We start from the raw sequence: 25,498 nt of genomic DNA on the forward strand, positions 1-25,498 counted from the left end.
AAAAAGGAGAGATTTTATATGCTGATCCCTGTATTATTGTTTATCGTGGGCCTGCTCTGCCTCATCAAGGGCGGCGACTGGTTCGTGGACGGTGCAACCGGCATCGCCCGCCGCTTCAAGGTGCCGGAGCTGCTCATCGGTGCCACGGTGGTGTCCATCGGCACCACCCTGCCTGAGGTCATGGTCTCCACCACCTCGGCCATGACCGGCCACGGCGAGATCGCCTATGGCAACGCCATTGGCTCGGTCATCTGCAACGCGGCCCTGATCGCGGCCATCACCATTGCGGTCCGCCCGGGCAAGGTGGACCCCAAGAGCCTGCGGGTGCCGGTGCTGTTCTTCTTTGTGGCAGCGGCCCTGTATGCGGGCGTGGCCTACACCACCGGCTACTTCAGCCGCCCCATCGGCATTGTGCTGCTGGCAATGTTCGTGGCCTACATGGTCTGCAATGTGCTGGCTATGAAAAACGCCCCCGCCCCGGAAGAAGATGAGGACGAGCCGGAAAAGGAGATGTCCTTTGCCAAGGAAATCGGCCTGCTCATCCTCGGCGCGGCCCTGATCGCTGTGGGCGCAAACCTGCTGGTGGACAACGGTACCCTGATCGCGCAGGCGCTGGGCGTGCCGGAATCCGTCATTGCCCTGACCTTTGTGGCGCTGGGCACTTCTCTGCCCGAGCTGGTCACGGCGATCACCTCGCTGGCAAAGGGCCACGGCTCCCTCTCGCTGGGCAATGTTATCGGTGCCAACGTGTTCAATCTGGTGCTGGTCAGCGGCATGTCCATCACGGTGTCGCCCTTCAGCATCCCGCAGAACTCCACCATCATGGGCATCAATTCCTCTCTGGTCATGGATCTGCCCGTGATGTTCGCGGTCATGCTCCTCCTGACTGTGCCCGCTCTGCTCAAGGGCAGGCTCTCCCGCTGGCAGGGCGTGCTGCTGCTCTGCATCTATGCAGCCTTCTGCGCCGTCCAGTTTGCAATGTAAGTCTCTGCGCCGGAGACCCGGCCCGGCTCCACGCCGGAACGGGCGCTTTGGGGCAGAAAACCGTTTTGAAAAAGGCATCCTCGTTCTGTGAAGTGCGGGGATGCCTTTTTTCTGTCCCCGCAGCAGGGGCTGACCGAGTCTCCAGCCGGCTGTGAAATGGGACGAAATCCGGTCATAAAAAGGCAGTTAGGCGACATTTTTCACGATTTATCCATTGAAATTCTCCCCCGGGGATGATATGATAGATTTGTTCCTGCGCGGCAGAAGGCCGGGAACGAAATCTGAAGGGGGAGAATTTTGTACCAGATGCAGAAAAAGAAGCTTTATCAGCTGGCTGCGGCCATCGTTCTTGTGGTGGCCGTGGCAGCTGCTTTGATCCTGACAGGGATGCGGAAAAGCACCCCTGTGTCCGAGGCGCAGGCCAGCTCTGTGCCGTCCTCCGCTCTGCCCGGCGGGGAAGCTGAGGGGCCCTCCAGCGCCGCCGCCTCCAGCGAGAGCGCCGTCAGCAGTGAGGTGAAGGAAGAATCCCCGGTTTCGTCCTTCCTGGAACAGCTGGAAGAGGAGCTTGGCATTTCCTCTTCGGAGACAGCTTCGTCCAGTGAGGCCTCCTCTGCCGCCAGCGCAGGCAAGGCGGACAGTGTGAGCTCTGCAGTGTCCAGCTCCAGCGCTGCACACTCGGTGCCCGCGTCCTCTGCGGCTTCCGGCAGCCATGCGGCCAGCAGTCAGGCCCCCGGCAGCAGCCATGCCTCCAGCAGCTCCGCTGCTTCGGAGAATGAGGTGGATGCCAGGATCGACAGCTATATCCGACAGCTGCAGAACCTGAAGAAGCAGACGGAATCCAAGCTCTACGGCGTGATCTACGAAGCCTACGATGAGTATATCTCCCACCCGGTGGAGGAGCGCAATCTGGGGATGAAGGTCTCCATCGTGGTGTCCAAAACCGCCAAGCTGACCGGTGTTCAGGGCGAGTGTGACAAGGAGTTCAACGCTATCCTGAAAGAGCTGCGCCAGTACCTGCGGGAGAATGGCCGCGACCAGAGCGTTGCGGATCAGGCCGAGCAGGAGTACAAAAAGATGAAGTCCGACCTGACCAGTGAGCTGACCGGCATTGTCTATAACAGTGCGGTGGGCAGCGGCGATGGCGGCAAATGGATCCAGGAACACATTGAGCATAAGCGCTGAAATAGATAAGAGCCGTGCAGTTCAAACGCTGCACGGCTCTGCTTTTTTTGTTACTGCACACGCTTTAACGCTGTGTTGATGAGATCGGCAAACTGCTCCAGACGTTCCCGGAGCTGGACGATGGAATCGATGTCGCTGTCCGAAATGACACTGACGGGAGCCGAAAGGCTGTTGACACCGGCTTTCAGTGTGCCGCTCAGGGCTGCGTTGACACCGTGGGCGGGGATCTCCACATGGACATCCACGGGGATGGTGTCATCGAAGAGCAGGGACTTCAGCGGCAGGCCCACCACAAGGACAGCCGCATCCTCCCCCTCAGACGGGAACTGATAGTAGATGTAGCCCTTTTTGGCATAATCGGGGTGGATGACGCACTGGCGGCTGAGAGTCATGGTATAGCCGGACATCTCCTGCATGGCTACCTGCGTGTTGGGCACGCCGAGGATCTTTGCCAGCTGGGCCTGCGTGATGTAGTTGGGCAGAGACCACTCCGGCAGGAACGCACCCACCAGCGGCGCGCTGTCCGCGATGGAATCCCGCAGGGTGCGGTAGAGCCGCCCGGCATCGAAGTAGGTGTCGTTGGCATCAATATAGAGGTCGGTGAAAAAATCGGTGCCGCCGGTCTCGGCGCGGGCAAGCCCGCCGGAGGGGTACAGGTACAATTGCAGCTGCCCCGGCGAATACAGCCCGGCCACATCGCCGGAGGTTGCACCCACCTGCTTCAGAATATTGTACAGGGCCGGGGTACTGGCACTGTCCTGTGCGGTGATGTTATAGCTGAGTTCAAAGGTCGCACCCTTTTGTAAGGCACGGACTTTGCTGTTGACCAGACTGAAAAGAACCAGCACAGCCACCAGACACACCGCCAGAATGCAGGCCACCACCGTGACCACGGCGCGGGAACGCTTTTTGGAAGATTTCATGGCAGAACCTCCTGTTCTCTTTATAAGGAATACGATCCAGAGCTTAAAAATCGTTCAAGATGGCTCTGATTCTTTCATAATTTATTTGCAGGCCGCCACAAAGGCATCAAAGATCCCCTGCATGGCGGGGTCGGCAGCGCTGAGCCACTCAGGGTGCCACTGCACGCCCAGGCAGAACTTCGCGTCCGGCTTCTCAATGCCCTCCACGATGCCGTCCTCGCTCAGGGCCGACAGCACAAGGCCGGGGGCGACCTTGTCCACCGCCTGATGGTGCTGGCTGTTGACCAGTACGGTATCCTGCCCCAGAATGCGGGAGAGCAGGGTGTCCCGCCGCACGGTGACGGTGTGGATCTTGCCCCAATGGTCGTTGTGGGGGACGTGCTCAAAGGGCTTGATGTCCTGATACAGATCGCCGCCCAGCGCAACGTTCATCAGCTGGATGCCCCGGCAGATGGCCAGCACCGGCTTGTCGGCGGCAAGGAAGGAGCGCAGCAGCAGCGGCTCGGCGGTATCCCGCAGAACGTTGGGTTCACCGCAGGCGGGGATGCGCTCCTGCCCGTAGAATTTGGGGTCGATGTCGCCGCCGCCCGGCAGCAGCAGGCCGTCACAGGCCAGCGCATCCTGCACGGCCTTTTCGGGGTCGTCCAGCTCGATCCAGCGCATCTCTGCCCCGGCCCGGGCAAGGCTTTCGGGATATTTTGCGTGGGCCTCCGCCAACAGCTGGTTCGGCACCATGCGCGGCATTGCAATCGTAATAGACATTGACTTTCCCTTTCTCTCTTAAAGATCCCTATAGATAAAACCTCTCCGTCATCCCTTCGGGATGCCACCTCTCCTAGGCGGGACTGAGAGGTTTGAACAACAGAAAAACCCCGGAACATTCGTTCCGGGGTTTCTGGCGGAAAGATGGGGATTCGAACCCCAGAACGCTTTTGACACGTTACACGATTTCCAGTCGTGCGCCTTAGACCAACTCAGCCATCTTTCCACATCTTCAGTTTTCAGCGTTTCGGGCCGTGGCCCTCAGCGCTCCACTATAATACCTGAAAGGATGACTTTTGTCAAGGATTTTTTTGAAAAAATTTGAAAAATCTAAAAATCAACGTTTCTGCGCCGGACATTTTTTCGTTAGAAAAAGCAGAACCCGATGATCCCCTTGACGAACCCATAAAAACGGACTATGATGTGGACAGAGAACGGTTGGAATTTGCAGGTTCCGCTCGAAAAAGAGAACCTGAACAGGAGGATGCAATATGAATTACGCTGATGTTTTGAACAATGCCCGCCAGTGCATCGGGCAGTACTGCAAGGCCTGCCCCGTGTGCAACGGTGTGGCCTGCAAAAACCAGATCCCCGGCCCCGGTGCCAAGGGCGTGGGCGATACGGCCATCCGCAATTATAATAAGTGGGCGGAGATCCGGGTGAACATGGACACCCTGTGCGAGAACGGCACCCCCGACACCGGTGTGGAGCTGTTTGGCAAAACCTTCAAGTATCCCTTCTTTGCAGGCCCTGTGGGTGCGGTGAACCTCCACTATTCCGACACCTACACCGATATGACCTACAATGACGTGCTGGTGCGCGCCTGTGCCGAAAACGGCATTGCCGCCTTTACGGGTGACGGCACCAACCCCGACGTGATGACTATGGCCACCAAGGCCATTGGCGCGGCAGGCGGCTGCGGCGTGCCTACCATCAAGCCCTGGAACATTGACACGGTCAAGGCCAAGATGGAGCAGGCCAAGGCCAGCGGCTGCTTTGCCGTTGCCATGGACGTGGATGCCGCCGGTCTGCCCTTCCTGAAGAATATGACCCCGCCCGCCGGCAGCAAGAGTGTGGCCGAGCTGGCCGAGATCGTCAAGCTGGCCGAGCGCCCCTTCATCGTCAAGGGTGTGATGACCGTCAAGGGTGCCCTCAAGGCCAAGGAGGCCGGTGCTGCTGCCATCGTGGTCTCCAACCACGGCGGTCGTGTGCTGGATCAGTGCCCCGCCACCGCCGAGGTCCTGCCGGAGATCGCTGAGGCCCTCAAGGGCAGCGGCGTGAAGATTCTGGTGGACGGCGGCATCCGCACCGGCGTGGATGTGTTCAAGGCGCTGGCTCTGGGCGCTGACGCTGTGCTCATCTGCCGCCCCTTTGTCACCGCAGTCTATGGCGGCGGCGAGGAAGGCGTGAAGTGCTACATCGACAAGATCGCCGCCGAGCTGGCCGATACCATGCAGATGTGCGGTGCACACTCTCTGGCCGAGATCACCCGGGATATGGTGAGGATCTGATAAACTAGCATAAGAAAAGCGGCATCTTTCCGTTTACACGGAGAGGTGCCGCTTTTGCGTTATCAAAAATTATTTCAACGTCCCATCCAGCACCTGCTGGTAATACCAGGGCTTCGGTGCGCGGAAGGTCTTGCCGGAAAGGTCGGCGAAGTCGGGGGAGGTGAAGCGGGGGAGGACCAGCTCCCAGGCGCAGAGAGCCTGATATTTCAGTTTGAGCTCCCGGTTGGCGGTGTTGTTGCCGTATTTGCTGTCGCCCAGGATGGGGCAGCCGATGCTTGCCATGTGGGCGCGGATCTGATGGGTGCGGCCGGTGATGAGCCGGACCTTGAGCAGGGCCAGACGGCCGGAGACGGCAACGGTCTCATACTGGGTTTCCACGTCCTTGGCACCGGGCTGCTTGTCGGGCACGATCTTCACGATGCCCCGGTCTGCATCCTTGAGCAGGTAGCCGCCCAGGGTGCCGTCTGGCGGGGTGGGGCGGCCAAAGGTGACGCAGAGGTAGGTCTTTTTGACCTCGCGGTTCTTGATGACCTCAAGGAACAGCTGCTCAGCCTCGGGAGTCTTGGCGATGAGGACCAAGCCGCTGGTGCCGGTGTCCAGCCGGTGGCAGAGGGCCGGGGTGTACAGATCGTTCTCCTTGTACTCGCCCTGCTGGTTGAGGTAGAGCAGAGCACGGTTGAGCAGGGTGTCGTCTTCGGGGCCGTCCACGGCAAGGCCTGCAGGCTTGTTCACCACCAGGATCTGCGGGCAGTCGTAGATGACCTGTGCCGGGCCGCGGGCGTTCTTCCACGCCGGGCCTTCCACCCGCTTGTCGGCATCCAGCACCTCATCCAGGATGAACAGCTTGATCTCGTCGCCTGCCATCACGCGGGTGGAAAGGGGCTGCTTTTTGCCGTTCAGCTTGATCTTGTTCTCCCGCAGGGCCTTGTTCAGGCGGCCCGGGTTCAGCGCCGGGAACTGCTGCATCAGATAGTTGTCGAGCCGGGTGGGGGCCAGACATTTTACTTTTAAGATTTTCACGGAAATTTTCCTCTCTATCTTGAAATAGAATGTGTCTTTGAATCGTTTTTATTGTAGCGGAATAAATCTACCGCGTCAAGAAAGAAGGCATTTTTATGAACCTGAAATATAAGATTCTGGCTGTTCTGGCTGCGGGCATCGCACTGACGGCCTGCGGCAGCTCCGGTGCCCCCGCCAGCACCCCTGCATCCAGTGCAGTGCCGGCCTCCTCCCATGTGGCTGAGGAAGGGGTCACGGAGCCCATCAACATGCTGACGTGGACGCTGGATGACCTCGACAGGAAGGATACGGTCACCTTTATTCCGGCGGAGATCACCTCCGGTGTGCAGGATGGCAGCCTGACCGCAAAGATCTTCAGCTATGACCTCTATAAAAAAGAAGATGTTGAAAACCTTGCTGTTGGCGACAAAATCACCCTCCACGAAGAGGGGGCTGCATGGAACCAGTTTGTGACCGTTGCAGTGAAGAGCATCGAGAAGAATGACCAGTACCATCTTGTCACCATCAATGGCGGCATGGAGGAGCAGTACGGTCTTGACCTGCTGCTGGACGATGACACCTACCGCACGATGACCTTTGACGACTACCCTGTCTACTATGAGATGGGCGAAAAGACGCTGCCGCTGGCAAAAGACGTGGTGCTGAAGGACAGCTCGGCTGACCCGCAGGCCGAAGCGGTGGAGACCACCGGCGCTTCGGCCGTGGCGGCTGCCATCAATGCGAACCCGGACAATTGGACGGTGTATAATACCACGCTGGTGGTGCAGGGCGGCAAGGTGCAGGAAGTGCGCCGCATCTGGGTGCCGTGACTTCTCAGGCGCTGCCGCTGGCCTGCCTTGTCTATGAGGAAAGGTTTTTGCCGGAAAAGAGTTGACAAACGCAGAGCCCATGCTATAATTTAAGTGTACGCAAGGGGCGAATATGCGCCTTTGCGGCAAAACGTGAATTATGACAGATGGCAATGATGGGGTCAGAAATGCACACCGCCGCCCAGAGAGAGCGCTCCCAGCTGCAAGGCGCTCCGGCAGGTCTCGTTTCGTGCCGCCCCGGAGCTTCCGGCGAAACAAGTCGGACGCAGCGCAGCGTTACCGCGCCGAAAGCGGCAGGGGACAAGCAGTTTTATCCTTTGCAATTTGGGTGGTACCACGGAGCAGTTTTACACAGCCTCGTCCCTTTTGGGATGGGGCTGTTTTTGTTTTTGCGCCTGCCCGCCCCTCTGCCATAACATCATAAAAACTGACGTGCAAACGCCAAGGACAATTGAGGAGAGAAAACCTATGCAATGGACCGGTTTGAATGAACTGCGTGAAAAGTACCTGAGCTTCTTTGAGAGCAAGGGCCACCTGCGTCTGGACAGCTTCCCGCTGGTGCCGAAGAACGACCCCAGCCTGCTGCTGATCAACAGCGGCATGGCTCCCATGAAAAAGTGGTTCCTGGCTCAGGAAGAGCCTCCCCGCCACCGTGTGACCACCTGCCAGAAGTGCATCCGTACTCCGGATATCGAGCGCGTGGGCATCACTGCCCGCCACGGCACCTTCTTTGAGATGCTGGGCAACTTCTCCTTCCAGGACTACTTCAAGGAAGAGGTCATTCCCTGGGCATGGGAGTTCCTGACCAGCGACGAGTGGATGGCTATCCCCAAGGATAAGCTGCACATCTCTGTCTACGAAGAGGACGACGAGGCCTACGATATCTGGACCAAGAAGGTGGGCATTGCTCCGGACCACATGGTGCGTCTGGGCAAGGAGGACAACTTCTGGGAGCACGGCTCCGGCCCCTGCGGCCCCTGCTCTGAGATCTACTTTGACCGCGGCCCCGAGTACGGCTGCGGCAAGCCGACCTGCGGCGTGGGCTGTGACTGCGACCGCTATATGGAGATCTGGAACCTGGTGTTCAGCCAGTTTGATGCCGACGGCAAGGGCCACTACGAGCGTCTGGCACGCCCCAACATCGATACCGGCATGGGCCTGGAGCGTCTGGCCTGCGTGATGCAGGGCGTGGGCAACCTGTTTGAGGTGGATACCGTTCAGAGCGTGCTGCACCATGTGGAGCACATTGCCGGTAAGACCTACGGTGAGAACGCCAAGGATGACATCTCCATCCGTGTCATCACCGACCACATCCGCAGCTGCACCTTCATGGTGTCTGACGGCATCCTGCCCTCCAACGAGGGCCGCGGCTACGTTCTGCGCCGTCTGCTCCGCCGCGCTGCCCGCCATGGCCGGATGCTGGGCATCTCCCGCCCCTTCCTGGTGGAGCTGGTGGAGACGGTCATCCAGTCCAGCGAGAGCGCTTACCCCGAGCTGCGTGAGCACGATGCCTATATCAAGAAGGTCATCGGCACCGAGGAGGCAAACTTTGCCCGCACCATCGATGCCGGTATGAACATCCTGAACAACATGATCGACGGCCTGGAAAAGGCACACCAGCACCTGCTCAAGGGTCTGGACGTGTTCAAGCTGAACGATACCTTCGGCTTCCCCCTCGACCTGACCAAGGAGATCGCTGCCGAGCAGGGCATTGAGATCGACGAGGACGGCTTCCATGCTGAGATGAAGAAGCAGAAGGAGCGCGCCCGTGCCGAGCGCCTGAAGAAGAACATCTCCGGCTGGAGCGAGGACCTGTTCGGCGGCCTGACCGTTGAGCCCACTGTCTTTACCGGCTATGAGACCCTGAACGACACCGGCGTTGTGGTTGCCCTGAGCGACGAGGAGACCCTGACCGATGCCATTGCCACCGATGAGGAGGCAAAGGACGGTGTGCTGGTGGTTCTGGACAAGACCCCGTTCTACGCTGAGATGGGCGGTCAGGTGGCGGACAACGGCCTGCTGACCGGCCCCGAGTGCAGCCTGCGTGTGCTGGACGTGAAAAAGACCCCCAAGGGCTACTACGTCCACACCTGCGTGCTGGAGAGCGGCATTGTCAAGGTGGGCGACCACCTGAACGCTCAGGTGGACAAGGAATACCGGATGTCCATCTGCCGCAACCACACCGCGACCCATCTGCTGCAGGCTGCCCTGCGTGAGGTGCTGGGCGACCACGTCCATCAGGCAGGCTCCTATCAGGATGCGGAGATCACTCACTTCGACTTCACCCACTTCAGCGCCGTTACGCCTGAGGAGCTGGCCCGTGTGGAGAAGATCGTCAATGACCGCATCTTCGATGCAATGAACGTTGAAGTCAAGGAGATGCCCATTGAGGAGGCCAAGAAGCTGGGCGCAATGGCCCTGTTCGGCGAGAAGTACGGCAAGGTCGTCCGCGTTGTGAACATCGAGGGCTGGTCCACCGAGTTCTGCGGCGGCACCCACGTCAAGAACACCGCCCAGATCGGCTGCTTCAAGATCGTGAGCGAATCCTCTGTTGCCGCCGGTATCCGCCGCATCGAGGCTGTCACCGGCAAGAATCTGCTCAAGCGTGCCAACGATCAGGAAAAGCTGCTGCACACCGTGGCAGGCAGCCTGAAGGCCAACAATGTTGCAACCCTGGCTGCCCGTGCCGAGGCTGTGATGGCTGAGAACAAGGCCATGAGCAAGGAGCTGGAAGAGGTCAAGGCAAAGATCGCCGCTTCCAAGGTCAACAGTCTGTTTGACAATGCCGAGGAAGTGAGCGGCGTGAAGATCGCTTCTGCCTACTTCACCGGCACCACCGGCGAAACCCTGCGCGGCATGTGCGACAGCATCCGCGACAAGGCTGTCAACCCTGTGGTCGCTGTTCTGGTGGGCAAGGCTGAGGATAAGGTCACTATGGCCGTCACCGTGAACAAGCTGGCACAGGAAAAGGGCCTCAAGGCTGGCGTGCTGGTCAAGGAGATCAGCGCCATCGCAGGCGGCAAGGGCGGCGGCAAGCCCGACTTTGCAATGGCCGGCCTGAAGGACGAGACCAAGATCGACGAGGCTCTGGCCGCTGTCAAGGGCATCGTTGAGAAGCAGCTGGGCTGATTGGAAGCGGGCTCACCCTCTCCGGCAGCGCAGAAGCGCTGCCACCTCTCCCAAAGGGAGAGGCAAGAGCGGCCTTAGGCAATGGTTCTGCAAGTTTGCAGTTGTTGTCCTGTCAGATGCATAGGCTCTCCCTTTGGGAGAGCTGTCGAGCAAAGCTCGACTGAGAGGGCGAGAAAAGAAATCGAAAGGAGCAATTCCCATGGAAGATTGTCTGTTTTGCATGATCGCCGAGGGCAAGATCCCCTCTAAAAAGCTGTATGAGGACGATCAGGTCGTGGCGTTTTACGATATCAACCCGCAGGCCAAGGTGCACTTTCTTGTTGTGCCCAAAAAGCACATCCAGAGTGCCGCTGCCCTGACGGAGGAGGACGGTGCCCTGCTGGGCCATATCTTTGCCGTGATCGCCAAGCTGGCCAAGGAAGTCGGCCTGGACAACGGCTACCGCGTGATCTCCAATGTCGGCGAGGATGCCGGCCAGACCGTGAAGCACCTGCATTTCCATGTGCTGGGCGGCGAGAAGCTGCCTGTCTGAGCCGCGCGTAAAAATAACGGATCGAACAAAAGGAAGGGAATTGTTATGGCAAAGACCTATACCCTGAATGTTGCGGGCCTGACCCGTGAACTGACCATCTGCAAGGTGAACGACCACATGGACATTGCGGCCTTCATCATGCTGGGCGATGCAGAGCTGACCGTGGCTGCTGCCACCGAGCTGCTGAAAAAGTGCCCCGAGTTTGATATCCTGCTGACCGCTGAGGCCAAGGGCATCCCTCTGGCACACGAGATGAGCCGCCAGAGTGGCAAGCCCTACATCTGCGCACGCAAGGGCGAAAAGCTCTATATGGCCGACCCTGTCGTGGTGGAGGATCAGTCCATCACCACCGCAGGCAAGCAGAAGCTGGTCATCGACCGCAAGGAGCTGGACAAGATGAGCGGCAAGCGTGTGCTTGTGGTGGATGATGTCATCTCCACCGGCGGCTCCCTGAAGGCGCTGGACGCACTGGCAGAGCAGACCCAGTGCACCATCGTGGGCCAGGCCGCTGTTCTGGCCGAGGGCGATGCAGCCGAGCGCAAGGATATCATCTTCCTTGAGCCGCTGCCCCTGTTCTTCCACTAAGTAAGATGCGCCGCCCGCTCTGTGTTTTCTGCGCAGGAACGCTGGGGCTGGAGTTGGTGTGCGCCTTTTTGCCGCAAACGGGACGTTTTGTGCCGTTTGCGGCATTTTTTATTGCCGGTCTGCTGTGGGCGCTGGCGGGCCGTTTGCGCAAAAGTCCGGCCTGGGGCTATGGCATCTGCCTGATCCTGGGGGCAGTGCTGGGCCTTGTGCTGACCGGTTCCACGCAGGCAAAATGGGATGCGATCCAGACCGCCTACGATGGCCGCAGCGTCCTGCTGGAGGCGGAAGTGGAGAGCACCGCCCCTTCCTATTTCCCCGGCAGAGTGCGGGCAGTCCTGCAGGTGGAAACGGTGGACCGGGAGGTAGCCTCCCTCCGGGTGGAGTGTGCCAGCCTGCCCGCCTGCAGCCCTGGCGACCGGGTCAAGGGCCGCTTTGCGCTGGAAACACCCGATGACACCGCCCGCCTGAATGCCCTGGCCGATGGCATTGCCCTGAACGCTGCTTATGAGAAAGGCTTTGCGCTGCTGGGGCAGAGCACCTCCTTCCGCGCCCGGACGGCCCGGCTCCAGAAGCGGCTGAGCGCCGCCCTGCGGCAGGGGATGGCCTCCGGCCCGGCGGGCGTGCTGGCCGCCATGGTCACGGGCGACCGCACCCATCTCTCCAAGGAACTGCGCACGGCCTACCGGGGCGCGGGGCTTTCCCATGTGCTGGTGGTCAGCGGAATGCATGTTTCGATCCTGTGCGGCGATGTGCTGGGCAGGCTGCTGCCCAACCGCAAAAAGCGACTGCGCGGCTATACCGGCCGCCGGGTCAGGGCGCTGTTCAGTGCGGTGCTGGCATTGCTGCTGGTGGGCGTGACGGGTTTCACGCCCTCTGTTCTGCGCGCGGCGGGGGCCGTCTGGCTCAGTGCGCTGGGGGTCTGGGTCTACGGCCCGCCGGATGCCCTGACCTCGCTGGGTGTGGCCGGTGTTCTGATGACGGCGGGCAACAGTTACGCCGTCTGTGACGTGGGCTTTCAGCTCTCCTTTGCGGCGGTGGTGGGCACCCTGGCCGGTGGGGCCGTGGTGCGCCGCAGTCAGGAAGCCTGGGAAAAACAGCGGGCAAAGAAAAAGCGCCCCCGCCTCCGGTTCTGGAAGCGGAAAGCGCTTGGGCTTGCGAGAAGTCTGTGGGAAATGGTCTGCATCTCGGCCTGCGCCTCCATGGCCACCTTCCCGGTGCTGGTGCTGCGGGGGATGAGCACCAGCCTGTACGCGCTGGTGTCCGGCGCGGCGGTGCTCTGGCTGGTGGAACCCATCCTGCTCACCGGTCTGGGGGCGGCTCTGCTGGGGCTGGTGCCTGCATTGGCTCCGGCCCAGCGGGTGTGCTCGTGCTGCGCGGAATTTCTGGCAGAGGTGCTGGACCGCTGGGCGCTCTGGGTGTCCGGCTGGCCCGGGGCACAGATCTGGTTCGACACCGCCTATGCCGCCGTGGTCTGCCTGCTACTGGCCGGGCTCTGCTGGCTGGCGTTCCATAACAGGGTGCGCCTGCGGGTGGCCCTGCCTGCCCTTCTGCTGACGGCGGGGCTTGCCGTTTTCACCGGCAATGCCCTGAACCGGGATGTCGTCCGGGTGGAGCTGGTGGGCAGCCGGAATGCCCCGGCGGTGGTCATCAGCCGGAACGGGAGTGCTGTCATCCTCTTCCGCGGCGGTGATGTGACCCGGAGCGCTGTGGAGACAACGTTGGAACGCCGGAATATCCGGACCGTGGAGTGCTTGATCGACCTGCGGCTCAGGCCCCGGAGCGCCCAGCGGATGGGGGCGGAACAGCGCATTGCCGTTGACCGGATGGCGCTCTATGCCACACGCCGTGTCCGCTGCGGCCCGGCAGAGGTGGAGGTGCTCCGCACCCGGAACGGCTGTGTGGCCCGCATCCACGCCGCCGGGCAGACCTTTGTTACCCTGAGCGGCAGTGCTGCGCTTGCGGCCCCTGTGCAGGCGGATTATCTGCTGGCCTCGCCTGCCCGGCCGGACTGCGTGAAGTATGATGCGATCCTGAGCCTGAGCAGCGATTATCGGTGGATGCCGGAGGCTCTTTCTTCGGGGCAGCTCTGCCACAGTTTTTCAAGGGCAGAGTAGGCTTTGAGAGAAAAAAATGGCTTTTTGTCAGGAGCTGTTATATAATAGGAGATACCAAAGTAAAATCCGGAAAGGAATCAAGAAATTTATGGGCATCGTAGTCATCGGCGCAGTGTTTGTGGACATCAAGGGATATCCGCTTTCCACCTATATCCCCGGCGGGCGCAACGCGGGCAGAATGGAGCAGGTCCACGGCGGCGTGAGCCGCAACGTGGCAGAGGATATCGCCAACGTGGAGCTCCGGCCCACCTTCGTGGGCCTTGTCGATGACAGCGGCATGGGGCAGGATGTCATTGACAAGCTGGAGAACCACAAGGTCAACACCCGGTTCATCAAAAAGGTACCGGACGGCATGGGCACCTGGCTGGCCATCTTTGACAACAGGGGTGATGTAACTGCCGCCATCTCCAAGCGGCCGGATACCACACCGCTCATCGACCTGCTGGCTGAGCAGGGGGATGAGATCTTTGCCGACTGCGACAGCATCGCGCTGGAGCTGGACCTTGAAAAGGAGACGGTCAAGCAGACCTTGAAATACGCCAAAAAGTACGGCAAAAAGGTGTATGCGGTCGTTTCCAACATGAGCATCGCCATGGAGCGCCGGGACTTTTTGCAGCAGATCGATTGCTTTGTCTGCAACCAGCAGGAGGCCGGGCTGCTCTTCTCGGACGATTACGACCATCTCGAGCCGGAGGAGATGTGCAGGGTGCTGGCGGGCAATGTGCACAGCGCCAACATCCCCTGCATGGTGGTGACCATGGGCGGCAAGGGCGCTGTGTTTGCCCGCGCCAACGGCGAGTGCGGCATCGTGCCCGCCAAGAAGGTGGATGTCATCGACACCACCGGTGCGGGGGATGCCTTCTTTGCCGGAACCGTCATCGGCCTGACCTACGGCAAGACTCTGGCGGAATCCTGCGAGATCGGCAGCCGCCTGGCCGCCTCGGTCATCTGCATCACGGAAAATGTCTGCCCCCGCTTCCGCCCCCTTGAGTTCGGGCTGGATATCCCGGTGGTGGATTGAGAGAACAAGTAAAAAAGGGACGGCGTGGAGCACACGCCGTCCCTTTTGTGGTGTCAGGAAAATGGATGATCTTCAGCCCTGCTTTTTCTCCTTCCGGTTCAGGTACAGGAAGAAGCAGACATTCAGCAGCACACCCACCGCTGTGGAGGTGGGGGCGGCCAGGCCGATCATGGTCAGGCTGGCGTTGGGCTGGATGCTCATAATGTAGGCCATGGGCAGGCGGACGAGCAGGGTCTGGAACAGGCCCTGCGCCATGACGAAAACGGTCTTGCCGCTGCCGTTGAAATAGCCGATCATACTGAACAGGATCGCGGTGAGGATGGTCTCCAGCGCAAAGCCCTTGAGGTAGGCATAGCCGTTGGCGATCACAGGTGCATCCGTGGTGAAGAAGCTGCAGAGCAGGTCGCCCTTGCACAAGACCAGCGCAAAGACGAACAGGCCAAAGAACAGACCGATGCCGATGCCGGTGCGCAGGGTCTGCCGGGCGCGCTGATGCTTGCCCGCGCCGATGTTCTGGGAGATGAAGGAAGCCATGGACTGCATCAGGGCGCTGGGGATCAGCATGGCGAAATTGACGATCTTGCAGGCCACGCCGTAGCCGGAGGAAGCCTCCAGACCCAGGCGGTTGACAAAGGCACAAAGGGCCAGAAAAGAGAGCTGGGTCAAAAACTCCTGCAGCGCCAGCGGCAGGCCGATGGCCAGAAACTTTTTGCACTGGAAGTTCAGCCTGAAGTCCGCCTTTTTGATGGAAAAGGGCAGATCTTTTTTCAGCAGCATGATAACAGCGCAGACCACGCTGACAGCCTGTGCGGCCACGGTGGCAATGGCGGCACCGACAGCATCCAGATGGAACCCGGCCACCAGGACCAGGTCGCCGATGATGTTGACCACGCAGGCCACCAGCACAAAGATCAGGGGAGATCGGCTGTCGCCCAGGCCGCGGAAGAGGGCCGAGAGCATATTGTAGGCCACGATGAAGAAGATGCCTGCACCGCAGATGCGCACATAGCTGGTGGTCAGGTCAAGGGCCTCGGCCGGGGCCTGCATCAGGCTGGAAATGGGCCGTGCCAGAAACACCAGCGCCCCGAACAGCACAGCGGCCAGAAGGGTGAACACCACCGCCGCGCCGCCGATGACCGGGCTGATGAATTCGTGCTTCTTTTCGCCGAGATACCGCGCGATCAGCACTGTGACACCCATGGCCAGCTGGGTGACCACAAAGGTGACAAGGTTGAGCACCTGGCTGCCGGTGGAAACGGCAGACAGGCCCGAGGTGGAGCCGAAGCGGCCCACCACCAGCAGGTCTACCGCGCCGTATGCGGCCTGCAGCACCAGTGCGCCCAGAATGGGCAGCATGAACAGAGCCAGCTTTTTCAGGATGCTGCCCTGCGTGAAATCGGTCTTATCATTTTTCAAGGGAATCTCTCCTTTCGACCATGATCTGATAAAAAATCTCGATGGTGCGGATCATGGTCTCCGCATCCTCTTCCGGGATGACCTCCAGCGCCGGAACAAGAGAGCTGAAATATTCCGCATCGTATTTGCGGGAAAGCGCCCGCCCGGCCTCTGTGATGGTCAGGTAGGTCACCCGGCCGTCCTCAGGGGAGGTATGCTTGGTCAAAAGACCACGAGCTTCCATGTCCTTTACGGTCCGGGTCACGCCGGGGCGGGGCAGGCTGAGCGCATCGCTCAGGTCAGAGACCTTGACCTGTATGCCCTGCTGTTCCAGCGTCTGGATCGCATCCAGATATTGGATGAAGGAGGGCAGGACCCCGTCCGGCAGGGCAGGCAGCAGATCCCGCACCCGCTTGGCCTGATAGCAGGCATCCATCATCCGTTTGATCAGTGCGATGTTCATAGTGGTTTCTCCTCAAATAGTGACCAAAGATAATTACCGCAGATAATTATACAGAACTGCCGGGATTTGTCAAGCATTTTTTGCAAACAAAAATGCACCGCCCGCAGAAAGCGGACAGTGCACTCTTTGAAACAGAGATCGGATCGTGAAATGTGAGGATGAAAAACGTTGACGCTGCGGTAAAATGACGGGTCAGAACGTCTCCACCTTTTCCTGGGCGCGGTATTGCAAGGCTTCCAGCAGGGCCTCTTCATCCAGCAGCTGTTTGCCTGCCAGGTCAGCCACGGTGCGGGCCACCCGGAGGATGCGGTCATGGGCGCGGGCGGAAAGGCCCAGTGTGTCGTAGGAGGCGCGGAGGAGCCGCTCGGCGGCGGGGGTCATCCGGCAGACACGCCGCACCTGCCCGGCTGTGAGCTGGGCATTGCAGCGCACGCCCTCATATCCGGGGGCGGCATAGCGCTTGGCCTGCACGGCCCGGGCGGCAAGCACCTGCTTGCGCAGGTCTGCACTGCTCTCGGCGGGGGTGCTGGTGTGAAGCTCGTCAAAGGCAACGGGGTCCATCTCCACACAGAGGTCGATGCGGTCCAGCAGGGGGCCGGATACCCGGCTGCGGTACTGCCGCACCGCACTGGGGGAACAGGTGCAGGGACGGGTGGGGTGGCCGTAGTAGCCGCACTTGCAGGGGTTCATGGCGGCCACCAGCTGGAACCGGCTGGGGTAGGTGGCGCTGCCTGCCGCGCGGCTCACGGTGATCTGGCCGTCCTCCAGCGGCTGGCGCAGAACTTCCAGACTGTCCCGGGAAAACTCCGGCAGCTCGTCCAGAAACAGCACGCCGCAGTCGGCAAGGCTGCACTCGCCGGGCCGGAAGGTGGTGCCGCCGCCCGCCAGTGCCGCCGCGCTGGCCGAGTGGTGTGGGCTGCGGAAGGGCCGGGCAGAGATCAGGCCCCGTCCCTTGGGCAGCTGGCCCGCAATGGAATAGATCTTGGTGGTCTCCACGGCTTCCTCCCGGGTCAGGGGCGGCAGGATGCCGGGCAGGCGCTTGGCCAGCATGGATTTGCCGGTGCCGGGCGCGCCGATGAGCAGCACGTTGTGCCCACCGGCTGCTGCCAGCACCATGGCCCGGCGGGCCAGCGGCTGGCCCATCACGTCCGCAAAATCCGGGGCGGCATTCCAGCCGGAAGCGGGATCAAAAGGGATGGGCGCGGCGGGGGAGAGGGGCACAAGGCCCCGCAGCGCATCCACGACCTCCCGGGCTGTGCGGGCGGGATAGACCTGCATCGCGTCGCCGCCCGCTTCGGCGGCTTCGGCGGCGTTTTCGGCGGGCACATACAGGCTGCGGATGCCGTCTGCTGCCGCCGCCAGCGCCATGGGCAGAACGCCCGAAACCGGGCGCAGGCTGCCGTCCAGTGCCAGTTCCCCCAGAAAGGCCGCGTCGGCGGGCGGCTCCTCCATCTGGCCGGAGGATGCCAGCACCGCCAGCAGCAGGGGCAGGTCATACACCGGGCCGCTCTTGCGGATGTCCGCCGGGGCAAGGTTGACCGTGATGTGGCGGTCGGGCCATTTGTAGCCCAGATTCTTCACGGCAGAGCGGACACGGTCGCCGCTTTCCCGCACGGCGGAATCCGGCAGGCCCACCAGCGAAAAGGCGGGCAGGCCGCCGGAGACATCGGCTTCCACGGCCACGGCAAAGCCGTTCAGGCCGTTCAGACCATAGCTTTTCAGAACGGAATACATGGGGGGCCTCCTCACGCCGCGTCTGCGGCCCGACGGGAAAATGACCGGGAAAATGTCCGGCCTCGGCAGAATATTCTATTGTCCCAATTATAGTGTCGGGCAGGGGGCTTGTCAATGCGCGTCCACTGCCGCAGGCTCTGCGGACAGCACGAAAGCCCCGAATGATGGAAAAGGCTGAGATCTTTGTAGTATTTGTATGATTTGCGGAGCAAAAATTCTTACATAATATGGAATTGACACAGTGCCGGGGAAAGGTTTATAGTATAAGTAGGTTTGGAAAAACTATCCCTGTGCGAAATACGAATTAAAGGTAAGGTGTGCAATATGTATCTGGATGAGTATAAGCGCTGGCTGGCTGCGGATCTGGAGGACGCGGATCTGAAACCGGAGCTGAGCAGGATCGAGGGCAATGATGAGGAGATCAAGGACCGCTTTGCCGTGGCCCTGAAATTTGGCACCGCTGGTCTGCGCGGTGTGCTGGGTGCCGGTACCAACCGCATGAACATCTATGTCGTCCGTCAGGCCACCCAGGGCCTGGCAAACTGGGTCAAGACCCAGGGCGGCAGCCAGACTGTCGCCATCAGCTACGACAGCCGCCTGAAGAGCGATGTCTTTGCCAAGACTGCCGCCGGTGTTCTGGCCGCCAACGGCATCAAGGTGCGCATCTATGATGCCCTGATGCCTGTGCCTGCCCTGAGCTTTGCCACCCGCTACTACGAGTGCAACGCCGGTATCATGGTCACCGCTTCCCACAACCCCGCCAAGTACAACGGCTACAAGGCCTACGGCCCGGATGGCTGCCAGATGACCGATGATGCCGCTGCCATCGTCTATGATGAGATCCAGAAGACCGATGTTCTGACCGGCGCAAAGTACATCTCCTTTGCCGCTGGCGTGGAGCAGGGCCTGATCCGCTTTGTGGGCGATGACTGCAAGAAGGCCCTGTACGATGCCATCGAGGCCCGTCAGGTGCGCCCCGGCCTGTGCCGGACTGCCGGCCTGAAGCTGGTGTACAGCCCCCTGAACGGTTCCGGTCTGGTGCCCGTGACCCATGTGCTGAACGATATGGGCATCACCGATATCACCATCGTGCCCGAGCAGGAGTACCCCAACGGCTACTTTACCACCTGCTCCTACCCCAACCCCGAGATCTTTGAGGCCCTGAAGCTGGGCTTGGAGCTGGCCACCAAGACCGGTGCTGACCTGATGCTGGCCACCGACCCCGATGCAGACCGCGTGGGCATTGCCATGAAGTGCCCGGACGGCAGCTATGAGCTGGTCTCCGGCAACGAAATGGGCGTTCTGCTGCTGGATTACATCTGTGCCGGACGCATTGAAAAGGGCACCATGCCCGCAAACCCCGTGGCGGTCAAGTCCATCGTTTCCACCCCGCTGGCCGACGCTGTGGCAAAGCACTACGGCGTGGAGATGCGCAACGTTCTGACCGGCTTCAAGTGGATCGGCGATCAGATCGCCAATCTGGAAGCTGCCGGTGAAGTGGACCGCTTCATCTTCGGCTTTGAGGAGAGCTACGGCTACCTGGCAGGCCCCTATGTCCGCGATAAGGATGCCGTTATCGGCGCCATGCTGATCTGCGAGATGGCCGCTTACTACCGCAGCATCGGCTCCTCCATCAAGCAGCGTCTGGAAGAGATCTACGCACAGTACGGCCGCTACCTGAACAAGGTGGACAGCTTTGAGTTCCCCGGCCTGACCGGCATGGAGAAGATGGCTTCCATCATGCAGAAGCTGCGTGACGAGCCCCTGACCGAGATCGGCGGCCACAAGGTCGTCAAGGTCATGGACTACAAGAAGCCCGAGGAGACCGGCCTGCCCGCCGCCAATGTCCTGATCTACACGCTGGAAAATGGCGCGACCGTTGTGGTGCGCCCCTCCGGCACCGAGCCCAAGATCAAGACCTACTTCACCACCCTGGGCAAGACCCTGGAGGAAGCCCAGGCACAGAAGGACGCTCTGGCTGCCGCCATTGAGCCCATCCTGAAATAATCTCCCCCAAGAAGCGTTTTTGCCCCTCTGCCCTGCCGCAGAGGGGCATTTTTGCTGTATAAAATCGGTTGCAGTTTGCCGGGCGATACGGTATAATAAAATATGGTTTATTCTATCTGTGCCCCGGGTGGTATTTCCCGGGAGAATAAGAGCAGGGCAGGTGCAGAAATTGGAAAAGAAAGTATCAGCCGTTCTGGTGGCGGCAGGGTCCTCCACCCGCATGGGGTTTGACAAGCTCAGCTTTGATCTGGGCGGAGAGACCGTGGTGCAGCGGAGCATCCGCGCCTTTGCGGAGTGTCCGCTGGTCAGCGAGATCGTTCTGGTGGCCGGGAGGAACCGGGCATTTCTGGAACAGCAGGCCGCGGCCTGCGCAAAGCCGGTGCAGGTGGTGCAGGGCGGCGCGACCCGCGCCGAGAGCGCGAAGAACGGCGTGCTGGCCGCCCACGGAGAGCTGGTGGCTGTCCATGATGCCGCCCGTCCTTTTGTCAGTCAGGCTGTCATCACGGCGGCGCTGGAAGCAGCCGCTGCCTGCGGTGCTGCCGCCCCCGCCGTGCCGGTAAAGGATACCGTCAAGCGGGCTGTGCGGGGCGACGGCAAAACTGTGCCGGAGCATTGCATGGTCACTGATACCCCTGACCGCAGCACCCTGTATGCGGTGCAGACCCCCCAGTGCTTCGACCGCGCGGCGTATCTTGCCGCGCTGGACGAGCTGGATGCGGAAAAAGCCCGCCTGGTCACCGATGACTGCAGCCTGTTTGAACTGACCGGCCGCCCGGTGCAGCTGACCCAGGGGGATTACGCCAACCTGAAGATCACAACGCGGGAAGATCTGCCCCGCGCCGAACAGAAAGAAGGAAATGATATGCGCATTGGTCATGGTTATGATGTTCACCGTCTGGTCGAGGACCGCAAGCTGATCCTGGGCGGCGTGGAGGTGTCTTTTGAAAAGGGCCTGCTGGGCCACTCGGATGCCGATGTGCTGGCCCACGCCGTGATGGACGCTGTGCTGGGTGCCGCCGCACTGGGCGACATCGGCAAGCACTTCCCGGATACCGACCCCGCCTACGCCGGTGCCGACAGCCTGAAGCTGGCGCAGCATGTGGCCCGCATCATGCGGGAGCACGGCTGGAAGATCGTGAACATCGATTCCACCCTGCTCTGCCAGAAGCCCAAGCTGGCCCCCTACATCCCCGCCATGCGGGAGAATCTGGCCGCCGCCTTCGGGATGCCGGTGGATGCTGTGAGCGTCAAGGCCACCACCGAGGAGCATCTGGGCTTTACCGGCGAGGGCCTGGGCATTGCCGCCCATGCTGTCGCCCTGATCGAGAAGCTGTAACGGGAGAGACACTCTGATGACTCTGAATTCGATCATCGCCAATTTCCAGACCTTCAAGCTGGCCGATCTGCTGGATATCGTCATCATTGCTTTCCTGATCTACCAGCTGCTGGGCATCATCAACCGCACCCGCGCCGGGCAGCTGGCCAAGGGCGCGCTGTTGGTGCTGGCGGTCTATCTGGTGGCCAACGTGCTGAATATGCGCACCGTCACCTGGCTGCTGAACTCGCTGCTGCAGGTCGGCCTGCTGACGCTGGTGGTCCTGTTCCAGCCGGAGATCCGCCGCGCACTGGAGCGGATGGGCCAGACCGACCAGTGGGCGGGCAAGCTCTTCAACATCAAGGGCCGCTATAATGACCCCAGCTTCAAGGGGGCCTGGCGCAGCGCCATCATTGCCATCTGCGATGCCGCCGAGCGCTTTTCCGAGACCAAGACCGGTGCCCTGATCGTGCTGGAGCGCAACACCAACCTCTCTGAGATCGTGCGCACCGGCACGCCTGTGAACAGTGCCGTCAATCTGGAGGTGCTGGGCACCATCTTCTACGAGGGCACCCCCCTGCACGACGGTGCCGCCATCATTGAGAATGGCCGCATCAAGGCGGCGGGCTGTGTGCTGCCCCTGTCCAACAACCTGGATCTGGGCAAAGATATGGGCACCCGCCACCGCGCCTGCCTGGGCATTGCGGAGAATTCGGATGCCATTGCCGTTGTGGTCAGTGAGGAGACCGGCATCATCTCCATGGCAAAGAACGGTGTGCTGATCCGCCACTTTGACCGCCAGACCCTGTACACCCGGCTGGTGGATGAGATGATCCCCAAGGAGACCGCCAGCGAAAAGGCAGCTGCCGACGGCTGGCGCGGCAAGGTCAAGAGCCTGCTGAACTGGATGAACCAGAAAGAGGAGGATGAGCAGCAGTGAGCAGCAATCGTACCAACGGCACAAAGCCTGCCATCCAGCACACCAAGAGCATTCTGGACGACCGCCGCATTCGGCTGCTGCTGGCCATCGTGGGTGCCATTGTGGCATGGATGGTGGTCACCATCGTCGTCCAGCCCGGCACCACCCGCACCATCAACAACGTGCCGGTGGATTTTACCTATGATTCCGCCGCATACACCTCCCGGGGCCTGAGCATCGTCAGCGCGCCGGAAAAGTATGTCAGCCTGAAGCTCTCGGGTGATGGCTACACCATCGGCAGCCTGACTTCCTCTGATTTCGTGGTCTACCCGGACTGGTCCGGCGTGCGGGACAGCGGCGAAAAGACCCTGCACCTACAGGTGCGGGGCGTGAACACCCTGCTCAATGGCGTGTCCGTTTCCATTGAGGGCGGCGACAACAGCGTGGACGTGGTGTTTGATGTGGTGGAGGAGAAAACGGTGCCCATCACCGTGACCACCAACTACCTGACCATTGCGGACGGCTATATCCTCTATGACACCGAGCTCTCCAAGGAGACGGTGACCCTCTCCGGCCCCAGCACTGAGATCGATAAGGTGGAGACCTGTACCGCCGAGGTGACCCACAAGGGGGAGCTCACCGATTCTGTCACGCTGGACACCGCCCTGCGCTTTTATACCAAGAGCGGCAGTGAGGTCAAGTTTGAATACACGAATCTGGAGGAGTCCAGTGTGGAGGTCACGCTGGAGGTCTACAAGATGGCCACTCTGCCCGTGTCGGTCAGCTTTATCAACGCGCCCCGAAATTTTGATCCCTCGGTGCTGGTCTACTCCCTGAGCAAGCAGACCCTGAATGTCGCCGGGCCTGAGAGCCAGATCGAAAAGCTCTCCACCCTGTCTGTTGGCACCATCGATCTTTCCACCTTTGCGCCGAACAAGGTGTATGAGCTGCCCATCGAGCTGCCGGGCAACATCCGCCTGCTGGACAACATTTCCAGCATCACGGTCAGTTTCGACAGCTCCAAGCTCGAGACCAAGACCATGAACCTGCCCGCCAGCTGCGTGCAGGTGGTCAATCTACCCTCCACCTATACCCTGACCGTGCAGACCGAGCGGCTGATGAATGTGACCCTCTGCGGCCCGGCGGGTCTGCTGGATACGCTGGTGCCCGAGCAGGTGGTCATTGAGATCGATGCGGATGATTTCTATGTGGCCGCAGGGCAGCAGAACATTGCCTGCCGCCTGTATGTGCCCTCCAATGGTAAGATCTTTGCGCTGGGGAGCTATGTTATCCAGTGCAAGATAGAAAGTAACTGAGCTGGCTCACCCTCTCAGTCTCGCTTCGCTCGCCAGCTCTCCCGAAGGGAGAGCCCTTGGCATAAAGATGAAGTTTGCAAATACTGCCAAGGCCTCCCACTTTGGGGGAGGTGGCATTGCGTTAGCAATGACGGAGAGGGTGAGGAGGCTGAAAATAGAAAGCGAAACCTGATAAATGATACTAGTAAGAGATATCCGCCTGCCGCTCTCTGCCGGGGAGCCGCAGGCATTCGAGAAAGCGCTGCATCTGGCGCGCATCCCCCGCAGCAAGGCGGCCCATCTGGGCGTGGCCAGGCTGTCGGTGGATGCCCGCCACGGGCAGCCAAAGCTGGTGTATACCATAGCGGTAACGCTCAAGGACGAGGGTGAGGAATCTGCGTATGCAGGGGCCTCGCCCTGCGTTGCTATCCGCGGCAAAACGGACCTCAGCGTTCAGAACGGCACCCAGCGCCTGCCCCACCGGCCTGTGGTCTGCGGGCTGGGCCCGGCGGGCCTGTTTGCGGCGCTGCTGCTGGCCCGGCAGGGCTATAAGCCCATCGTGCTGGAGCGCGGCCCCGCGCTGGACGAGCGCGTGAAGGCGGTGGAACACTTCTCTGCCACCGGCGAGCTGGCCCCCAACGCCAACATCCAGTTTGGCGAGGGCGGCGCAGGCACATTTTCGGACGGCAAGCTGACCACCCGCATCGGGGATGAACTCTGCGGCTTTGTCACCGAGGTGTTTCTGCAGCACGGTGCCCCGGCGGAGATCGCCTGGAAGCAGAAGCCCCATGTGGGCACCGACTTGCTCCGGGGCGTTATCACCTCCATCCGCAGGGAGATCGAGACCCTGGGCGGCGAGGTGCACTTCAACACGGCTCTCACCGGTTTTGAGCAGAAGAACGGCCGGCTGACCGGCATCTTTACCACCGGCGGGACCTTCCCCTGTGAGGCACTGGTGTTTGCCGTGGGTCACTCGGCCCGGGACACCTTCGGGATGCTGATGGACAGCGGCCTTGTGCTGGAGTGCAAGCCCTTCAGCGTGGGTTTCCGGGCGGAGCACCTGCAGAGCGAGATCGAAAAGAGCCTGTACCACGAGGCCGCCGGGCACCCGGCTCTGCCGCGCGGTGAGTATCAGCTGTCCCAGCATGTGGGAGACCGGTGCGTATACACCTTCTGCATGTGCCCGGGCGGTCAGGTGGTGGCTTCCGCCAGTGAAGAGGATCATGTGGTCACCAACGGTATGAGCTACCACGCCCGGGACGGCAAAAACGCCAACGCGGCGGTGGTGGTCAGCGTGGGAGCTGAAGATTTTGCGGGCGACCCGCGCAGGGCCATTGCTTTCCAGCGGGAGCTGGAAGCAAAAGCCTATGCCGCAGGCCGCCGGGGCGGGGCGTATGCGGCCCCGGCTGAGAATGTGCAGAGCTTTCTGGAGGGCAAAGGCCGGCTGAACATCGGCCGGGTGGAGCCGACCTATGACCGGGGCGTTGTGGCTGCGGATCTGGGAGCTTTGCTGCCCGGGGAGCTGGCCGATACCCTGCGGGCGGGCCTGCGCGCCTACGAGCGCAAGATCGCGGGCTACACCGCGCCGGAAGCCATCCTCACCGGCCTGGAGACCCGCACCAGCAGCCCCGTGCGGCTGAAACGGGAGGAGACCTTGGAATCGGCCCAGCTGGCAGGGTTGTACCCCTGCGGCGAGGGGGCCGGATATGCGGGCGGCATTATGAGCGCCGCCGTGGACGGCCTGCGGGTCGCCCGTGCGATCATCGGCCGGTATGCACCGGCAGAAGGGTGAGAAATA

Annotated in this window: 20 protein-coding genes and 1 tRNA gene; 14 read left to right on the top strand and 7 right to left on the bottom strand. The window is 61.0% G+C overall.

Annotated features, from left to right (window positions below):
* The first annotated feature begins 18 nt into the window (after window positions 1–18).
* Together D3F01_RS09250 and D3F01_RS09255 are read left to right on the top strand one after the other, a co-directional pair.
* The gene (locus D3F01_RS09250; RefSeq protein WP_005933156.1) at window positions 19–984 is read left to right on the top strand and encodes a calcium/sodium antiporter; all 966 of its coding nucleotides are present in this window, start codon (window positions 19–21) and stop codon (window positions 982–984) included.
* Window positions 985–1,290: 306 nt separating this feature from the next.
* Window positions 1,291–2,166, top strand: a complete 876-nt coding sequence (locus D3F01_RS09255; protein ID WP_242888119.1) for a hypothetical protein — start codon at window positions 1,291–1,293, stop codon at window positions 2,164–2,166.
* A gap of 50 nt (window positions 2,167–2,216) precedes the next feature.
* On the opposite strand, the gene D3F01_RS09260 is transcribed toward D3F01_RS09255, so the two are convergent.
* The 3 genes from D3F01_RS09260 to D3F01_RS09270 all read right to left on the bottom strand — a co-directional run bounded on the left by D3F01_RS09260 (window position 2,217) and on the right by D3F01_RS09270 (window position 4,077).
* Entirely contained in the window at window positions 2,217–3,089 is an 873-nt protein-coding gene (locus D3F01_RS09260; RefSeq protein WP_242888121.1) for a hypothetical protein, read from the bottom strand.
* Window positions 3,090–3,170: 81 nt separating this feature from the next.
* Window positions 3,171–3,851, bottom strand: coding sequence for a gamma-glutamyl-gamma-aminobutyrate hydrolase family protein (locus D3F01_RS09265; protein ID WP_242888123.1), 681 nt, complete (start codon window positions 3,849–3,851; stop codon window positions 3,171–3,173).
* Between the two features lie 134 nt (window positions 3,852–3,985).
* A tRNA-Ser gene (locus tag D3F01_RS09270) sits at window positions 3,986–4,077 on the bottom strand.
* 265 nt (window positions 4,078–4,342) lie between these two features.
* On the opposite strand from D3F01_RS09270, the gene D3F01_RS09275 reads away from it, so the two are divergent.
* Window positions 4,343–5,362 carry an alpha-hydroxy-acid oxidizing protein gene (locus D3F01_RS09275; protein WP_154276400.1) on the top strand — a complete coding sequence of 340 codons (1,020 nt, stop codon included), beginning with the start codon at window positions 4,343–4,345 and terminating at the stop codon, window positions 5,360–5,362.
* Window positions 5,363–5,431: 69 nt separating this feature from the next.
* Here the strand turns inward: D3F01_RS09275 and D3F01_RS09280 are convergent, their stop codons facing one another.
* Window positions 5,432–6,382: an RluA family pseudouridine synthase gene (locus D3F01_RS09280; RefSeq protein WP_156061979.1), complete on the bottom strand. Its 951-nt coding sequence runs from the start codon at window positions 6,380–6,382 to the stop codon at window positions 5,432–5,434.
* Between the two features lie 95 nt (window positions 6,383–6,477).
* Here D3F01_RS09280 and D3F01_RS09285 point away from each other — a divergent pair, with 95 nt between their 5' ends.
* The 6 genes from D3F01_RS09285 (at window position 6,478) to D3F01_RS09310 (ending at window position 14,572) form a co-directional block, all read left to right on the top strand.
* Complete coding sequence (locus D3F01_RS09285; protein WP_117533582.1) at window positions 6,478–7,191, top strand: hypothetical protein; 714 nt, start codon at window positions 6,478–6,480, stop codon at window positions 7,189–7,191.
* Window positions 7,192–7,659: 468 nt separating this feature from the next.
* Complete coding sequence (alaS, locus tag D3F01_RS09290) at window positions 7,660–10,320, top strand: alanine--tRNA ligase (protein ID WP_242888125.1); 2,661 nt, start codon at window positions 7,660–7,662, stop codon at window positions 10,318–10,320.
* A 199-nt stretch (window positions 10,321–10,519) separates the two neighbouring features.
* Entirely contained in the window at window positions 10,520–10,852 is a 333-nt protein-coding gene (locus D3F01_RS09295) for a histidine triad nucleotide-binding protein (protein WP_117476993.1), read from the top strand.
* A 45-nt stretch (window positions 10,853–10,897) separates the two neighbouring features.
* Entirely contained in the window at window positions 10,898–11,437 is a 540-nt protein-coding gene (locus D3F01_RS09300) for a phosphoribosyltransferase family protein (protein ID WP_117505307.1), read from the top strand.
* 68 nt (window positions 11,438–11,505) lie between these two features.
* Entirely contained in the window at window positions 11,506–13,551 is a 2,046-nt protein-coding gene (locus tag D3F01_RS09305; protein ID WP_242888127.1) for a ComEC/Rec2 family competence protein, read from the top strand.
* Between the two features lie 88 nt (window positions 13,552–13,639).
* On the top strand, window positions 13,640–14,572 hold the full coding sequence (locus tag D3F01_RS09310) for a carbohydrate kinase family protein (RefSeq protein WP_156065523.1): 933 nt from the start codon (window positions 13,640–13,642) through the stop codon (window positions 14,570–14,572).
* Window positions 14,573–14,644: 72 nt separating this feature from the next.
* Here the strand turns inward: D3F01_RS09310 and D3F01_RS09315 are convergent, their stop codons facing one another.
* From D3F01_RS09315 to D3F01_RS09325, 3 genes are all read right to left on the bottom strand, one after another.
* On the bottom strand, window positions 14,645–15,988 hold the full coding sequence (locus D3F01_RS09315; RefSeq protein WP_242888129.1) for an MATE family efflux transporter: 1,344 nt from the start codon (window positions 15,986–15,988) through the stop codon (window positions 14,645–14,647).
* Window positions 15,978–16,430 (bottom strand): MarR family winged helix-turn-helix transcriptional regulator, encoded by a 453-nt coding sequence (locus tag D3F01_RS09320; protein WP_097771007.1) that lies wholly within the window; start codon window positions 16,428–16,430, stop codon window positions 15,978–15,980. Before D3F01_RS09320 ends, D3F01_RS09315 begins: the two co-directional genes overlap by 11 nt.
* A 192-nt stretch (window positions 16,431–16,622) precedes the next feature.
* Complete coding sequence (locus D3F01_RS09325) at window positions 16,623–18,164, bottom strand: YifB family Mg chelatase-like AAA ATPase (protein WP_005933402.1); 1,542 nt, start codon at window positions 18,162–18,164, stop codon at window positions 16,623–16,625.
* 324 nt (window positions 18,165–18,488) lie between these two features.
* Here D3F01_RS09325 and D3F01_RS09330 point away from each other — a divergent pair, with 324 nt between their 5' ends.
* From D3F01_RS09330 to D3F01_RS09350, 5 genes are all read left to right on the top strand, one after another.
* On the top strand, window positions 18,489–20,171 hold the full coding sequence (locus D3F01_RS09330; protein WP_242888131.1) for a phospho-sugar mutase: 1,683 nt from the start codon (window positions 18,489–18,491) through the stop codon (window positions 20,169–20,171).
* Window positions 20,172–20,340: 169 nt separating this feature from the next.
* Entirely contained in the window at window positions 20,341–21,507 is a 1,167-nt protein-coding gene (gene ispF, locus D3F01_RS09335; protein ID WP_242888321.1) for a 2-C-methyl-D-erythritol 2,4-cyclodiphosphate synthase, read from the top strand.
* 16 nt (window positions 21,508–21,523) lie between these two features.
* Complete coding sequence (cdaA, locus tag D3F01_RS09340; protein ID WP_005933418.1) at window positions 21,524–22,426, top strand: diadenylate cyclase CdaA; 903 nt, start codon at window positions 21,524–21,526, stop codon at window positions 22,424–22,426.
* Window positions 22,423–23,721, top strand: a complete 1,299-nt coding sequence (locus tag D3F01_RS09345) for a CdaR family protein (protein WP_098922857.1) — start codon at window positions 22,423–22,425, stop codon at window positions 23,719–23,721. The genes cdaA and D3F01_RS09345 overlap by 4 nt, the downstream gene beginning before the upstream one ends.
* A 175-nt stretch (window positions 23,722–23,896) precedes the next feature.
* Entirely contained in the window at window positions 23,897–25,492 is a 1,596-nt protein-coding gene (locus tag D3F01_RS09350; RefSeq protein ID WP_242888134.1) for an FAD-dependent protein, read from the top strand.
* Window positions 25,493–25,498 lie beyond the last annotated feature (6 nt).

Source organism: Faecalibacterium sp. BCRC 81149, assembly GCF_022750605.1.
In the GTDB taxonomy this organism is placed as follows: Bacteria; Bacillota; Clostridia; order Oscillospirales; family Ruminococcaceae; genus Faecalibacterium; species Faecalibacterium duncaniae.